The organism is Terriglobus sp. YAF25, from assembly GCF_052113305.1.
Classification (GTDB): Bacteria; Acidobacteriota; Terriglobia; order Terriglobales; family Acidobacteriaceae; genus Terriglobus.
In genome coordinates, this window is the sequence record NZ_JBFRCY010000015.1 from 1 (window position 1) to 14603 (window position 14603).

Consider the following 14603-nt stretch of genomic DNA (forward strand, 5'->3'; position numbering starts at 1 on the left):
CACCGGTACATCCGGCAACTGTGCGCCGATCTTCTCCGCGAGGACCGAGTTCGTGATCACCCAGATGTTCTTGCGTTCCGTGGTCAGCGCCAGGCGGTCCACAGTCTGCTGAATCATCGTCCGTTCGCCATCAAGCGCCAGGATCTGTTTTGCTGTGGCCTTCCGGCTGCGAGGCCAAAAGCGCGTACCACTGCCGCCTGCCAGAATGACAGGCACAAAATTGGGGGCTTTCGAGGATGTCTGTTCCATCAGTCTCCGCTGGAGTTGTTGCCTATGGCTACGACAGTTTCGCGAAGAATTCCTTCATGCGGGCGACACCCTTGTCAATGACGTCCTCTGACACAGCGTAGGAGAGACGTACATGCTCGGTGGTACCGAACGGCTCACCAGGTACCGTGACCACATGCGCTTCGCTTAACAACTTAGATGCAACATCTGCCGCCGAGTTGAGTCCGCCCTTACCAAGAAATGCCTTGATATTGGGATACACATAGAACGCGCCCTCAGGCACAGTGCAGGTGAGGCCCGGGATAGATTTGAAGCCTTCCAGTACACGGTCACGCAGACGGATGTAGTCCGCACGCATCTCCGCAATGCACTCCTGGCTCGCCGTCAGTGCTGCAATCGAGGCATACTGCACGGGCGTAGAGACGTTCGACGTGCTCTGGCTCTGCAGCTTGCTCATCGCCGCGATCAGGGCCTTCGGTCCAAGCGCATAACCCGCGCGCCAGCCGGTCATGGCATAGGTCTTCGACAACGAACCAAGCACCAGGACATGCTCCTTGCAGTCGGTGAACGATCCGCCGCTGATGCAGGCGCCGGTGAAGTTGAGATACGCGTAGCACTCATCCAGCAGAACGTAGATACCCTTGGCATGCGCCAGGCGGACGATCGACTCCAGATCAGACGGAGCGATGATCGCGCCCGACGGATTCGACGGCGTGTTCAGGATGATGACCTTGGTCTTCGGCGTAACGACCGCTTCGATCATCTTTGCGGTGATGCGGAAGTTCTCCGCCTCGCTGCTCTCGACGTATACGGGAATGCCGCCCGCGTACTGAATGATGTCCTTGAAGCTGACCCAGTACGGTACCGGCAGCACAACCTCATCGCCATGATCGACCAGCACCTGGATCGCGTTGAAGAGCGCATGCTTGCCGCCAACGGAGAAGACGCACTCCTCTACGGAGTAGTCGGTGCCAAAGTCTGCCTTGTGGCGCTCGACGATCGCCTTGCGCACCTCGGGGATACCGGCAACAGCGGTATAACGCGTGTGGTTATCCTCGATCGCTTTGATCGCCGCATCTTTGATGTGACGCGGAGTCGCGAAATGCGGCTCACCTGCGCCGAAGTCTGCCAGGTCAATTCCCTGCGACTTCATCTTCAGAGCCTCAGCGGTAATCGCCATGGTCGCTGAAACTTCGATGCGGTTGATGCGGTCGGTCAGAACCTTCTTCTGCGTTGCTGTTGCGGTGGTCATAGTACCAGTGTCGCAGATTCAGCCGTGGGAGCGAAACCCCCAAAGAGCGTCATCCGACTCCTGGCTGCGCTACACTTTCGCCCGCAGACGATCCATGACCAGCGCCGGCACCAGGCCGCTGACGTCCCCGCCCAGCTCAAACACGCCCTTAATGAGCCGCGAGCTCACATAGGTGTACTTTTCATGGGGCAGCATAAAGATGGTCTCAAGCTCGGGGTCAAGCTTCCGGTTCATCATGGCCATTTGGAACTCGTACTCGTAGTCGCTGATCGCCCGGATACCACGCAGCACCGCCACGGCTTCCTGCTGGCGGGCAAAGTCCACCAGCAGGCCGTCAAATGTCTGGACGGAAACATTCGGGAAGGCCTCCGCAGCTTCGCGGATCATCTCCAGCCGCTCTTCCACCGTGAAGAGTGGCGTCCCCTTGTTCACATTACGCAGAATTGCCACCACCAGGTGGTCCACAATCTTGGAGCCCCGTGCGATCAGGTCAAGGTGGCCGTTGGTCAACGGATCGAAGGTTCCGGGATAGATGGCTCGTACGGGCTTCATCGCAAATGCAGCATACACGCTTATGCTGGAGAGGTATGGTGAACGGCTTCCTTTGCTCGGTCTGCGGGCAGATTCATCCTCCAGCTCCAACCAGCTACAGCATTCAGGCTCCTGATGCCTACATCGCCATTCCGGACGAGGAACGAGCCAGCCGCGCCCAGATCTCGGCCGAGCAATGCATCCTCGACGAACGACAGTTCTTCCTTCGCGGACGCATCGTTCTGCCCATCCTGGATCAGCAGAACCAACCCGCACCGGAGCTTCTGGACCCACGCTCAGGCGCAGCTCCGGAGATCCGGATCGAAGCTCCCTACTTTGCCTACGGCTGCTGGGTAGAGGTAAGCCCGAAGAACTTCTTCCGTGCCCATGAACTCTGGAAGACAGCCGGCCGAGAGAACGGGGCCCCCTTCCCCGGCTACCTTGCCAATGATCTGCATCACTATCCCCGTACGCTCGGTCTTGAAGTACTGGTGGCAACACAACCGGTAGGAAGACGCCCCCATCTGACGGTCCTCGAGCAGACGCATCCTCTGGCACAGGAACAGACGGTGGGACTCAGCACAGAGCGAATCCAGCAGATCGCGGAACAGATCCTGCATCACCCGCAGTCCAGATAAGGTTGGCTGCTCGCGCCTCCATTTCAGTAACCGGGTGCCCCACCCTCACAACGTTAGGGTGGGCAAGGAAGCCACAGATACCCGTCCTAGCGGTCGTAACAATACCATTCGAGCTCCGCTCGAACGTCCCATGTCCCCGAGGGACATGGGGCACCCGATGTATTGCTACTCAAGGCTATAAACGCAACAAAGCCGCCCGAAGGGCGGCGTTGTTGCACACACGCTCGATTACTTGCGTCCGCGGACGACTTCCTGGGCTGCCGCCTGACCGTTCTCCGGCACGGCCGGCACATCCGCCGGAGCAGCGCCGATCTTCAGTTTCGCGCGCAATTCGCTGTTGATTCGTTCGAAGGTGTCCTTGTTCTCCTTCAGGAATCCGCGCACGTTCTCACGGCCCTGACCGATGCGCTCGCCCGAGTAGCTATACCATGCGCCGCTCTTCTCCACGATGTTGTTGACCACAGCCAGATCCAGCACATCGCCCTCGCGGGAGATACCTTCGCCGTACAGGATGTCGAACTCAGCCTCGCGGAACGGAGCCGCAACCTTGTTCTTCACCACCTTGGCCTTGGTGCGCGATCCGGTGACAACCTCGCCTTCCTTCACCGCGCCGATACGGCGGATATCGATACGAACCGAAGAGTAGAACTTCAGCGCACGTCCACCGGTGGTGGTCTCGGGATTACCGAACATGACGCCGATCTTCWCGCGRAKCTGGTTGATGAAGATCAGGGAGGTGCGGGACTTGGCCACCGTTCCGGTCAGCTTACGCAGCGCCTGCGACATCAGGCGTGCCTGCAGACCAACGTGCGAGTCGCCCATCTCACCATCGAGTTCGGCCTTGGGCACCAGCGCCGCCACCGAGTCGACAACCAGCACATCAATGGCGCCGGTACGAACCAGGGCTTCCGTGATCTCCAGTGCCTGTTCGCCATAATCCGGCTGGCTGACCAGAAGGTTGTCGACGTCGACGCCAAGCTTGCGGGCATAGATCGGATCCAGGGCATGTTCGGCGTCCACAAACGCCGCCAGGCCGCCGGCCTTCTGCGCCTCCGCGATGATCTGCAGCGTGATGGTCGTCTTACCCGAAGATTCAGGACCGTAGATCTCAATCACGCGGCCGCGGGGCACACCACCCACACCGAGGGCCGCATCGAAGGAGATGGACCCGGTCGAAATCACCGAGATCGGAACGATGGCCTCACGCGCGCCCAGGCGCATGATCGATCCCTTGCCAAACTGTTTCTCAATGCCGGCCATTGCCAGCTCTACTGCCCTTAAACGGTCATCCGCCACGTTGCGTGTCTCCTCAATCGGTCCCGCATCCCTCTTGCCTGCTGCAGGAAATCAGAGTCTAGCAGCAAAGCGACGATAGAAGCAAAGAAAAAGCGAAAACATTTTCGCCTCTCGCGGTGGAAAACGGGTACAAAACCTGCCGCGCTATGATTCGGAAACGACCATGGCCACCAAGTCCGCCAAGCCAGCCCCTGCTCCTGCCAGAAAAACCTCCGCCCCCACGAAGACCGCTGCTAAAAAGGGCACTCCCAAAAAGAGCACCTATAACCCGCTGGCGCCGGAACGCATCACCGCCATTCTGGACGGCCTGCGCAAGGCGTATCCCAATGCCGTCTGCGCGCTGCACCACAACTCCGCCTGGGAGCTGGTGGTCGCCACAGCCCTCTCCGCCCAGTGCACCGACGTCCGCGTCAACATAGTCACGCCGGAGCTCTTCCGCACCTTCCCCACACCCAAGGCTCTGGCCGAGGCGCCTCTGCCCGCCATTGAAGAGATCATCCGTACCACCGGCTTCTTCCGCGCCAAAGCGAAAAACATCCAGGGAGCCGCAAAGGCCGTCGTTGAAAAGTTCGGGAACAAGGTCCCGCAGACCCTGGAGGAGCTGATCACGCTCCCCGGCGTCGCTCGCAAGACCGCCAACGTCGTTCTTGGCTCATGGTTCGGTATCGCCGTCGGCGTAGTGGTGGACACTCACGTGGTGCGCATCTCACGCCGGCTCGAGTTGACCGAGCATACGGACGCAGTGAAGGTGGAACGGGACCTGATCAAGATCCTTCCGAAGGACGAGTGGATCAACTACTCGCACCGGATCATCTACCACGGCCGCCAGGTCTGCATCGCCCGCAAACCCCGCTGCGCCGATTGCACCCTGGAAAAGCTCTGCAACTCCAGCGACAAGACCTGGAGCTCCCACTAAAACGAACTTTCCGAATCGTCCCAACCGGGTGCCCCACCCTCACGGAGTTAGGGTGGGCGGGACTACCCAAAATTCCGGACGGACACCCACAACTCTTGCTTCAAGGCGCTTGGGTTTAGTGGCTTACTCTGCCCACCCTAGCTCCGCGAGGGTGGGGCACCCGGGCAAGGAGAATAGTTGAAAATAACCAAGCATATTTAGTTTATTTTCATATATATACATAGCATAGTGAATTACACGCTTGAAGAAAATATTGCTCAGGCGAAGGCCAGAACAATTGCACCTGCGGTAATCAGCAAGCCACCCAATATCTTCAACGGTGTCAGCGCCTCTCCCAGAAACATCCACGCAAAGACGATCACCAATGCCACACTCAGCTTGTCGATCGGGGCCACACGAGATGCCTGTCCAAGCTGCAGCGCACGGAAGTAGCACAGCCAGGAGAGCCCCGTTGCCAGGCCCGAGAGCACGAGAAATGTCCACGACCGGGTATTGATATGGCGCAGCTCGCCGTGCTTCCCCAAAGTCAGAGCAATAGACCAGGCGAAGACGAAGATCACGCTGGTACGTACCGCCGTCGCCAGGTTGGAGTCGATGTTCGCCACACCGATCTTGGCAAGGATGGCCGTGGCCGCCGCGAAGACCGCCGAGAGCAGCGCCCATACCAGCCAGTTCATACCGGTTGCTCCAGGGCAGACGCAATCGCCTTCGCGAGCGAGATCACATTGGCCTCCTTCGCTTCGACAGTCGGCAGGTAGCCGGCGTCACGCAGCGTGGCAGAGGTAATTGGCCCGATGGTCGCCAGGATGGTCGACTCAGGCAGCCGTAAGCCACTCGCTTCCAACACCTGCAACAGATGATGCACCGACGAAGACGAGGTAAAGGCAATGGCCGCGGGCTGAGCTGGGCCAGCAAAGAGCTCCTGCAACAGGCCAGGAGCCGCAGCAGGAATCACGGTTCGATAGGCCTCGGCAATCTCCACCGTCGCGCCCGCATCCTCAAGCGTTGCAGGCAGAACATCACGTGCAACCGCGGCACGCACCAGCAACATCCGAGCTCCGGCGGCATGAGGCAGAAGGGCCTCGGCCAGACTTTCGCCGGTCGCCTTCTCCGGTTGCAGCATGATGCCGAAGCCAGCTCGCTGCGCTGCCCGTGCCGTAATACTTCCAATCACCGCCAGGCGCAACCCCTTCGGCAGGTCTCCATGGAGGCGCTGACGAAAGACCTCAACCGCATTGGCGCTGGTAAACAGCAGCCAATCGAAGGTTGAGAGCCGGGCAATCGCATCGTCCAGCCTGGCAAAGCTCTCCGGCGGCGCAATCTCGAGTACAGGTACGATCACCGGCTCGAGACCGGCTTCTTGAAGTGCATCAGCCAGCTCAGAACTCTGATGCAAAGCGCGGATGACGAGGACTCGATGAATCATCACGAAACAGACATAAAGTTAAACCGTTGGATGAAGAAGTTCGTTGGCCCCGCGCCGCTCCAGCTCTCCGGCGACAAACTCACCGAAGCTCTGCGGCGTGTCTTCCTCTTCGGGAGTACGCGAGATCTGCACCATCCGATCGCCATCCTCGGCGACAACGCAGGCCAGCATGCGGCGGAACTTTCCTTCTCCGGCGCAGTGCGCTCCGATGGGCACGCTGCAGCCTCCGCCCAGCGCCGYCAACACCGCACGCTCGGCATCCACACACCACGCGGTCGTCTCGCAGTGCAGCAGGCGCACAGCGCCGCGAACCGCAGCGTCACCCGAGCGGATTTCGATCGCCAAAGCCCCCTGTCCCGGAGAAGGACAGATATCCTCCGGGTCGAAGCGCTGGCGAACCCAGTCCGGAGGCATGTTCAGCTTCTCCGGGCCCAGGCGGTCGAGCCCGGCGGCAGCCAGGACCAGTGCATCACACTGCCCTTCCCGCAGCTTGCGCAGGCGGGTATCGATATTGCCGCGGATCGGAACAAACTGGAAGTCCGGCCGATGCGCCAGCAACTGCGCCCGGCGGCGCGGGCTGGTGGTGCCGATACGAGCGCCGATCGGCAGCGTATGCATTAGCAGCCACTCCGGGCAGATGAGTGCATCGCGCGAGTCCGCTCGTTCCGGAATCGCTCCCAGCTCGAAGGCCGGGTTCAACTCGGTCGGCAGGTCCTTGAGAGAGTGCACGGCCAGATCGACCTTGCCGGCGGCAAGCGCCTCTTCGATCTCCTTAGTAAAGATTCCCTTGCCGTCCACGCCCACAGGTGCAACAAACCCGGGTTCCTGCATCCGGTCGCCGGTGGTCTTGATGATCTCAATGGAGACCTCGTGGCCGTGAGCGCGTAGCAGGCAGGCGACATGTTCAGCCTGCCAGAGCGCCAGTGCGGATCCACGGGAGCCGATACGAAGGTTCACTTAGACTCTCCTTCCTGTTGGGGAGCGAAGGCGCGGCGCAGCGCATCCAGAGTCTCGGCATCGCCATCGCGTGCCGCTTCGCGCACTCCGGCCATCGGTCCATGGAGAAACTTGTTCACCAGGCCGCGGGTCAATGCCTCCACCGCCTGCTGTTGTTCTGCGGTCAGCCCGGTCAGCCTGGACTGCGCTCGGCGCAACTCCGCCTCGCGCATGGCTTCAGCAGTTACCTGCATGGCGCGGATAGTCGGCACCGCGTCCAGGGTCTGCAACCGCTGTTCGTAACGATCCACCTCGCGGGCGACGATGCGCTCGGCCGCCTGCGCTTCCTTGCTGCGCTCGGCCAGGTTGGCGGCGGCGACCTGTTGCAGGTCGTCGATGTCATAAACAAACGCTCCGTCGATCTGGTTCATCGCCGGCTCTACATCGCGAGGCACCGCAATGTCGATGAAGAACATCGGACGGCCCTTGCGGCGCGAAAGCAGATCGCGGCCCATCTTTACGGTGAAGACGGCCTCCTGCGATCCGGTCGAGGTCACGACGATGTCCGCCAGGTGTGCCTGTACCGCGAGAGCATCGAAGTCCATCACCGAGCCCTGAAACTCTTCTGCGATTCTTTGGGCACGCGAGCGGGTGCGGTTGGCAACGTACAGCGTTCCCGCGCCCTGCGCGATCAGGTGCCTGGCCGCCAACTCTGACATCTTGCCGGCGCCCACCAGCAGGATCGTCTTGCCCTTCAGCGAACCGAAGATCTTCTGCGCCAGATCTACGGCGACGGAAGCGATCGATACCGAGGTCGAGCCGATCTGGGTCTCGCGACGCACCTTGCGAGCCACCGTGAAGGCGCGCTGCAATAGCGGCTCCAGCGTCGACTGCACTGCACCGACCTCGCGGGCAACGGTGTAACTCTCCTTCACCTGGCCAAGGATCTGCGGCTCGCCGACCACCATGGAATCCAGCGAAGAAGCAACACGGAAGAGGTGGCGTACCGCCTCGCGCTCCGAATATTCGTAGAGATGCGGTTCGATCTCCTGTTTGGAGATGGCGAAGTACTCAGCGAGAAAACGGCGCAGGTCGGTGTTGTCCTCGTGACATGTCACCAGTTCCACGCGATTACATGTCGAAAGAATCATGCTCTCGCGCACACCCGGCTGATGCAGCAGCGACCGCGTCGCGTCTGCCAGGCGGTCGGACGGGATCGCCAGGCGCTCGCGTACCTCGATCGGAGCCGTATTGTGGTTCACTCCCAGCAGCGCAATCTTCATGAAGTGAACCTGTGCACGTTCGAGAACTGGTTTGCCGCCCAGGCGGCGATCATCACCAGGAAGACAAAGCTTGAAAGGTATACAGCTCGCCTGCCGCGCAGTCCGGAGATGCGCCGGATGTGGATCATCAGGATGTACGCGACCCACATGCCGAAGCTGAGCAGGACCTTCGGATCGGCGAAATAAGCCGGGCCAACCGTCTCCTGCGCGACCACGGAACCAATCAGCAAACCACCGGTCATACACGGCAGACCGAAGAGCAGCGACTTCAGCGCGATCTGGTCCATGGTCTCGAGCGGCGGCAACCATCCGGCCAGAGAGCCAAGACCTTTGGTCTTCAGACGGCGCTCCTGGACGAGATACAACACACTTGCCAGCAAAGAGACCATCATCGCCGCATAGGCCGCGAGGAGCAGAGACACGTGCAGCCAGATCCAGCCGCTGCGCACCAGGGCAGAGTCTGCAAAGTGCTGCCCGGGCACAAACGCAGCCACCAGCGCCAGCGTAAACGCGATGGGCAGCGCGAAAACGCCAAGCTGCAACGTGCGATAGCGCCAGTACACCAGCAGAAACGCTCCGGCAATCAACATGGCCATCAGCGCCTGCACCTCGCGCGCCTCAACCGGCACACGATGGTGAGCAGCATTCATCGTCTCGGACAGCGCAACGAATTGAAACACAACGCCCATGATGGCGGCAGGCAGGGCGATGTGGCGCCAGCGTGGGCGCTCATACAGCGCCGCCGGCAAAACCGCGAGGCTGGCAACCCCATACAGCAGAACCGCGACCCTGAGCCAGAGCAAAGACATGGCGAACTTCCAGTATATAAGGTCGCGGCCATCAGCTTTTACTTTCACCAGCTTAGCCACCGAAATTCGCGTCAGATCTCCGATTTAGCCGCACATTCACATGGACGATGATGTGACCCGCGCAAAGCCGATAAAATCGCCGGATGCGTAGTTGGAAACAGGACCTGTGGTCAATGGTGAGGCTGGCGACCCCCGTCGTTCTGGCGGAGCTGGGCTGGATGCTGCAGGGCATCGTCGACGTCATCATGGTGGGCCGCCTCGGCCCGGTCGGCATCGGAGCTGTTGCCCTGGGCAATGCGCTCTATTACGCGCCTTCCCTCTTCGGAATCGGCCTGATCCTCGGTCTGGACACCATGGTCTCGCAGGCCTATGGCCGCAAGGACTACGATGCCTGCCATCGCTGGCTGGCGCAGGGCGTTTATGTTGCCCTGCTCGCTACCCCTCCTCTTATGCTGCTGGTCTGGTCGCTCGGCCAGATGGTAGGCCACTTCGGCGTCGCATCTGCCCTGGTAGAACCGACCTCGCACTACGTCAGTACCCTGGTCTGGGGAACCCTGCCGCTGCTGCTCTATGCGGCGTCACGGAGATATCTGCAGGCCGTGGGCCAGAGCCGCCTGGTGACCATCACCTTCGTCGCCGCCAACATCGTGAACTGGGCCGGCAACTGGGTGCTGATCTATGGACACTTCGGCATGCCCGCGATGGGCGTTCGCGGTTCGGCCCTCTCCACCGTGTTCTCGCGCGTGATGATGGCCGTGATGCTTCTGGGCTTCGCCTGGAGATATGAGCGCCGCCGCGGACATCCACTCTTTGCCCGATGGGCCGGCCCGCACTGGCAGCAGATTCAGCATCTCGCCCGGATCGGCCTGCCTGCGGCGCTGCAGATCATCCTGGAGATCGGAGCCTTCGGCTTCTCCACGGTGCTTGCCGGAAAGGTCTCTCCCATTGCCCTGGCCGCACACCAGATCGCGCTGAACTATGCAGCGCTGGCGTATATGGTGCCTCTCGGCATCTCTGCCGCTGCCTCGGTCGCCGTTGGCCACGCGGTAGGAGCCGGAGACCCCGAACGCGCCCGCAGCGACGGATGGCTGGCCATGATTCTCGGCGTGAGCTTCATGGCCGTCGTGGCTGTGCTCTTCATCGCACTTCCCAGACCGTTGATCGCGCTCTATACGACTGATATCGCGGTGCTGACGGAAGGTGCACGACTGTTGTGGCTGGCGGCGGCCTTCGCCGTCTTCGATGCCGTCCAGACCATCGGCACAGGAGCGCTGCGCGGGCTTGGCCTGACGCGCGTCCCAATGCTGAGCAACCTCTTCGGCTACTGGGCTTTTGGCCTTCCTCTCGGCATGGCCCTCTGCTTCTGGAAGGGATGGGGTGTCGAGGGCATCTGGATCGGTCTGACAGCAGCTCTGATCGTCATCGCCTCAGCCTTGTTCTTCTACTGGCGCAGCCGCTCGGCGGCATTGGTAAACGGTGAGTTTGCCGCGCATCCGGCTCCGGCGGAGAGCCTCTGATTCCGGCCCCTGAAATACACAGGGCCGGACAAGTATTCTGAAGTCCCGTGTCAGAGATTTCACAGCCAGCCATGACGCCGTTTATGCGCCAGTACACCGCGGCGCAACAGGCCCACCCGGACTGCCTGATCTTCTTCCGCATGGGCGACTTTTATGAGCTGTTCTACGACGATGCCGTCAAGGTCTCGCGCGAGCTGCAGCTCACATTGACCGCCCGCGATAAGCAGAAGTCCGTCCCGATGTGCGGCGTTCCCTACCACGCCGCCGAAACCTACATCCAGCGCCTGCTGCGCAAGGGCTACCGCATCGCGATGTGCGAGCAGATGGAAGACCCGAAGACGGTGAAGACCATCGTTCGCCGCGAGGTCGTCCGTGTGCTCACTCCAGGCACAGCCATCGATCCATCGCTCGGCTCCGACGAGAACAACTTTCTCGCCAGCCTCGCGCCCGTCGGCAAAGATGCCTTCGGAGTCGCCGTGCTCGATCTCTCCACCGGCGACTTCCGCTCCACCGAGTTCCGCGGAGCCGATGCCTTCTCTCTTGCTCTCGATGAGCTTGGCCGTCTGCGGCCCGTAGAGCTTGTCCTCCCAGAAGGCTTTCATCCCGGCAAAGCTGGACTGCTGTCAGACGACGAGGTCGAGCTTCCCGGACTCGACGTGCGCACCCGCACTCCAGTCGAAGACTGGGTCTTCACCGCCGACTATGCCCTTCCTTTGCTGCAAGGCCACTTCCATACGCACTCGCTCGACGGCTTCGGTCTCGCCGGTCATACAGCCGCAGCAGTTGCCGCCGGCGCGCTGGTGCATTACGTGCGCAGCACCAAGCAGGGCGAGCTGCAGCATCTCGATGGCCTAAAGTACTACCAGCGCGGCAGCTCTCTTGAACTCGATGCCGTCTCTGTGCGCAACCTCGAGCTTGTCGAGCCATTGTGGACGCAGGAAGGCGTAGAGAGCACGCTCTTCCACGCACTGGATACGTGTTGTACACCGATGGGCAAACGCCTGCTGCGTTCTGCACTGCTGCGCCCCATGGCGGATGCGGCCTGCATCAACCGCCGTCTCGATGCCGTTGATGAAGCGGTCGGCTCGCTGCGACTGCGCGAACAACTGCGCCGCGCCCTGGATAACGTCCTCGATCTGGAACGCCTGCTGGCGCGTGTCTCCATGGACTCCGCCGGTCCACGCGATGTGCTGGCGCTGGGCCGCACCCTTGGCGCCTTGCCGACCGTACTGGCAGAAGCTGCGGCATTCAAGGCCGAAGGCTGGCAAGTGCTGACCTCAGGCTTCGATGCCCTCACCGATGCCTATGCAACCATCATCAACACCATCGCCGAGGAGCCGCCGGTCACGCTCGCCGATGGCAACTTCATCCAGCCTGGCCGCGATGCCGAACTTGATGAGCTGCGTACACTCTCGCAGTCCGGCCGTCAGTCGATTGCAGCCATCGAAGAACGCGAGCGCGAACGCACCGGCATCTCTTCACTGAAGGTTCGGTATAACTCCGTCTTCGGCTATTACATCGAGATCACGAAGTCCAACCTGGGTTCCGTTCCTGCTGACTACGAACGCAAGCAGACGCTGGTCAATGCCGAGCGCTTCACCACGCCGGAGCTGAAGGAGTACGAGACCAAGATCCTTACCGCGCATGAGCGTTCGGTCGAGATCGAGAAACGCATCTTCGCGGAGCTGCGCACCACCGTGCTTGCCGCCGCCCATCGTCTGAAAGAAACCGCCCGCCGCGTCGCGGAGATGGACCTGATGGCCGGCTTCGCGCACCTTGCCGCTCTGCGCAACTACATCCGTCCGCAGATCGAACCCGAGGGCTGCATTTACGAGGCCGTGAACGGGCGCCATCCTGTGGTCGAGCGCCGGTTGGAGCTTGCAGCCAGCGGGCGTTTCCATCCCAACTCCCTGCATCTGGACGGCGTGGAAGGTCCTTCGCTGCTACTGATCACGGGCCCCAACATGGGCGGTAAGTCTACCTATCTGCGGCAGGCCGCACTGCTGGTCATCATGGCGCAGATGGGTTGCTTCGTTCCCGCAGAGCGTATGCGGCTCTCCCTGGTCGATCGCGTCTACACCCGCATCGGCGCCAGTGACAACGTCTCGCGCGGTCGCTCCACCTTTATGGTGGAGATGACCGAGACCGCCGCCATCCTGAACACCGCAACCGAACGTTCGCTCGTCCTGCTCGACGAGATGGGACGCGGCACGGCAACCTACGATGGCCTTTCGCTCGCCTGGGCAACCGTCGAGCATCTGCACAACCGCATCGGTGCACGCACGCTCTTCGCCACGCACTACCACGAGCTCACCTTGCTGAGCGATCAGCTATCGAAGCTCGAGAATCTGCGGGTCGCCTGCAAGGAGACCTCTACCGGTATCGTCTTTCTGCACGCCGTGGAACGCGGCCCTGCAAACAAAAGCTACGGTATCGACGTCGCCCGGCTCGCCGGGCTGCCCCAGACAGTCATCGATCGCGCGCGCGACGTGCTGCGCTTGCATGAGAAGGCGGAGAACGCCTCGGTACGCGGAGCGATTCCGGCTCCTCCCCAGCCCGCCCTGCAGATGACCATCTTCACGCCGCTCTCGCAGAAGATTGTCGATCGCCTGCAGGAAACCGATATCAACTCACTTACGCCGATGCAGGCCCTTCAACTACTGGACGAGCTGAAGCGCGAGCTGGAGGGACAGGCATGAGCAAGCAACAGCCCGTACGCGAACCTGCGGCAATGACTGTCGCCGGCGTGATGTCCGGCACCTCCGCCGACGGTGTTGATGTTGCTGTCGTTCGCATCGCTCCCGGCAAGCACGCACCGAAACTAAAGCTGCTGGAACACCGTGCCTTCCCGTATCCCAAGGCACTGCGCAATGCAGTACTGGCGGCGATGGATGCCCAATCGATCTCTGCGGCAGAGATGGCGCGGCTGCACTGGCGGCTGGGCGAGGTCTACGCCGACTGYATTGCACAGACTCTCGCAACATCAAAACGCAGAGCATCGCTGGTTGGCGTTCACGGACAGACGATCTACCACCAGGGCGCGGCATCACCCTATCTGGGTAGACCGCTGAAGTGCACCTGGCAGCTCGGCGAAGCAAGCTGCATTGCTGAACGCCTTCGCATTCCGGTCATCAGCGACTTCCGTCCCGCTGATATGGCCGCCGGCGGGCATGCCGCACCTCTGGTGCCGATGCTGGACTACGCCGTCTTCGCGCACGCCAAACGCAATCGCGTGCTGCAGAACCTCGGCGGCATCGCCAATCTCTCCGCCATTCCAGCCAACACCGGCGCAGACAGGCTGCTCGCCTTCGACACCGGCCCGGCAAACATGGTCGTCGATGCACTGATGCAGCGTCTCTTCCAGAAGCCTTATGACCGCAATGGAGCCACTGCGAAGCGCGGCGTTGTCCTGCAACCGGTACTGGACACGCTGATGCGCGATCCTTACTTCGCCGCAGCTCCTCCGAAGTCCACCGGACGCGAGCAGTATGGCGCCTCCTTCGTCGACAAGCTGCTGAAGCTCAGCGGCAAGGCCCGCGGCGAAGACATCATCGCCACGGCAACTGCGCTTACCGCCGAAAGCATCGCCCATGCCTACAGGACATTTGTGTGGCCGCATCTCGGCATGAATGCTCCTCTTGCTGCGGGAACGGACTTCATCCCCGCCGGCGGTGGAGCGAAGAACGCCACACTGATGCGAATGCTGCGGGCACGGCTGGAGCCACTGGGTGTCACCTTCGTCCCCATCGAAACCTTCGGCCTGCCCGCAGA

General features: G+C 61.4%; 14 protein-coding genes. 5 read left to right on the forward strand and 9 right to left on the reverse strand.

The annotated features are described in order from the left end of the window. The 3 genes from AB4043_RS01045 to coaD all read right to left on the reverse strand — a co-directional run. Nucleotides 1-249, reverse strand: a 249-nt coding sequence (locus tag AB4043_RS01045; protein ID WP_442306350.1) for a sugar phosphate nucleotidyltransferase, incomplete at its 3' end; no start/stop codon positions are given. 28 nt (nucleotides 250-277) lie between these two features. Continuing rightward, nucleotides 278-1480 (reverse strand): pyridoxal phosphate-dependent aminotransferase, encoded by a 1203-nt coding sequence (locus AB4043_RS01050; RefSeq protein WP_442300066.1) that lies wholly within the window; start codon nucleotides 1478-1480, stop codon nucleotides 278-280. Between the two features lie 69 nt (nucleotides 1481-1549). Continuing rightward, the gene (gene coaD / locus AB4043_RS01055) at nucleotides 1550-2032 is read right to left on the reverse strand and encodes a pantetheine-phosphate adenylyltransferase (protein ID WP_442300067.1); all 483 of its coding nucleotides are present in this window, start codon (nucleotides 2030-2032) and stop codon (nucleotides 1550-1552) included. 35 nt (nucleotides 2033-2067) lie between these two features. Here coaD and AB4043_RS01060 point away from each other — a divergent pair, with 35 nt between their 5' ends. Further along, the gene (locus AB4043_RS01060) at nucleotides 2068-2649 is read left to right on the forward strand and encodes a DUF2199 domain-containing protein (RefSeq protein WP_442300068.1); all 582 of its coding nucleotides are present in this window, start codon (nucleotides 2068-2070) and stop codon (nucleotides 2647-2649) included. Between the two features lie 228 nt (nucleotides 2650-2877). Here AB4043_RS01060 and recA read toward each other — a convergent pair whose 3' ends face one another. Further along, a complete protein-coding gene (gene recA, locus AB4043_RS01065; RefSeq protein WP_442306351.1) occupies nucleotides 2878-3945 on the reverse strand; it encodes a recombinase RecA in 1068 nt (355 codons plus the stop codon). A gap of 163 nt (nucleotides 3946-4108) precedes the next feature. On the opposite strand from recA, the gene nth reads away from it, so the two are divergent. Continuing rightward, nucleotides 4109-4861, forward strand: a complete 753-nt coding sequence (nth, locus tag AB4043_RS01070; RefSeq protein WP_442300070.1) for an endonuclease III — start codon at nucleotides 4109-4111, stop codon at nucleotides 4859-4861. Between the two features lie 257 nt (nucleotides 4862-5118). Here nth and AB4043_RS01075 read toward each other — a convergent pair whose 3' ends face one another. From AB4043_RS01075 to AB4043_RS01095, 5 genes are read right to left on the reverse strand one after another with little or no spacing between them, the layout of a single operon-like run. Beyond that, nucleotides 5119-5538 carry an EamA family transporter gene (locus AB4043_RS01075; protein WP_442300071.1) on the reverse strand — a complete coding sequence of 140 codons (420 nt, stop codon included), beginning with the start codon at nucleotides 5536-5538 and terminating at the stop codon, nucleotides 5119-5121. Beyond that, entirely contained in the window at nucleotides 5535-6287 is a 753-nt protein-coding gene (locus tag AB4043_RS01080; RefSeq protein WP_442300321.1) for a uroporphyrinogen-III synthase, read from the reverse strand. Before AB4043_RS01080 ends, AB4043_RS01075 begins: the two co-directional genes overlap by 4 nt. Before the next feature lie 18 nt (nucleotides 6288-6305). Continuing rightward, nucleotides 6306-7244, reverse strand: coding sequence for a hydroxymethylbilane synthase (gene hemC / locus AB4043_RS01085; protein WP_442306352.1), 939 nt, complete (start codon nucleotides 7242-7244; stop codon nucleotides 6306-6308). Next, nucleotides 7241-8506, reverse strand: coding sequence for a glutamyl-tRNA reductase (gene hemA, locus AB4043_RS01090; protein ID WP_442300073.1), 1266 nt, complete (start codon nucleotides 8504-8506; stop codon nucleotides 7241-7243). The genes hemC and hemA overlap by 4 nt, the downstream gene beginning before the upstream one ends. Then, a complete protein-coding gene (locus AB4043_RS01095) occupies nucleotides 8503-9315 on the reverse strand; it encodes a cytochrome C assembly family protein (RefSeq protein WP_442300074.1) in 813 nt (270 codons plus the stop codon). Before AB4043_RS01095 ends, hemA begins: the two co-directional genes overlap by 4 nt. A gap of 143 nt (nucleotides 9316-9458) precedes the next feature. Between AB4043_RS01095 and AB4043_RS01100 the strand changes: the two genes are divergently transcribed. The 3 genes from AB4043_RS01100 to AB4043_RS01110 form a co-directional block, all read left to right on the forward strand. Beyond that, a complete protein-coding gene (locus AB4043_RS01100) occupies nucleotides 9459-10832 on the forward strand; it encodes an MATE family efflux transporter (protein WP_442300075.1) in 1374 nt (457 codons plus the stop codon). Between the two features lie 71 nt (nucleotides 10833-10903). Then, nucleotides 10904-13531 carry a DNA mismatch repair protein MutS gene (mutS, locus tag AB4043_RS01105; protein ID WP_442300322.1) on the forward strand — a complete coding sequence of 876 codons (2628 nt, stop codon included), beginning with the start codon at nucleotides 10904-10906 and terminating at the stop codon, nucleotides 13529-13531. Beyond that, a partial coding sequence (locus AB4043_RS01110; protein WP_442306353.1) for an anhydro-N-acetylmuramic acid kinase occupies nucleotides 13528-14603 on the forward strand: 1076 nt, incomplete at its 3' end. The genes mutS and AB4043_RS01110, both read left to right, overlap by 4 nt.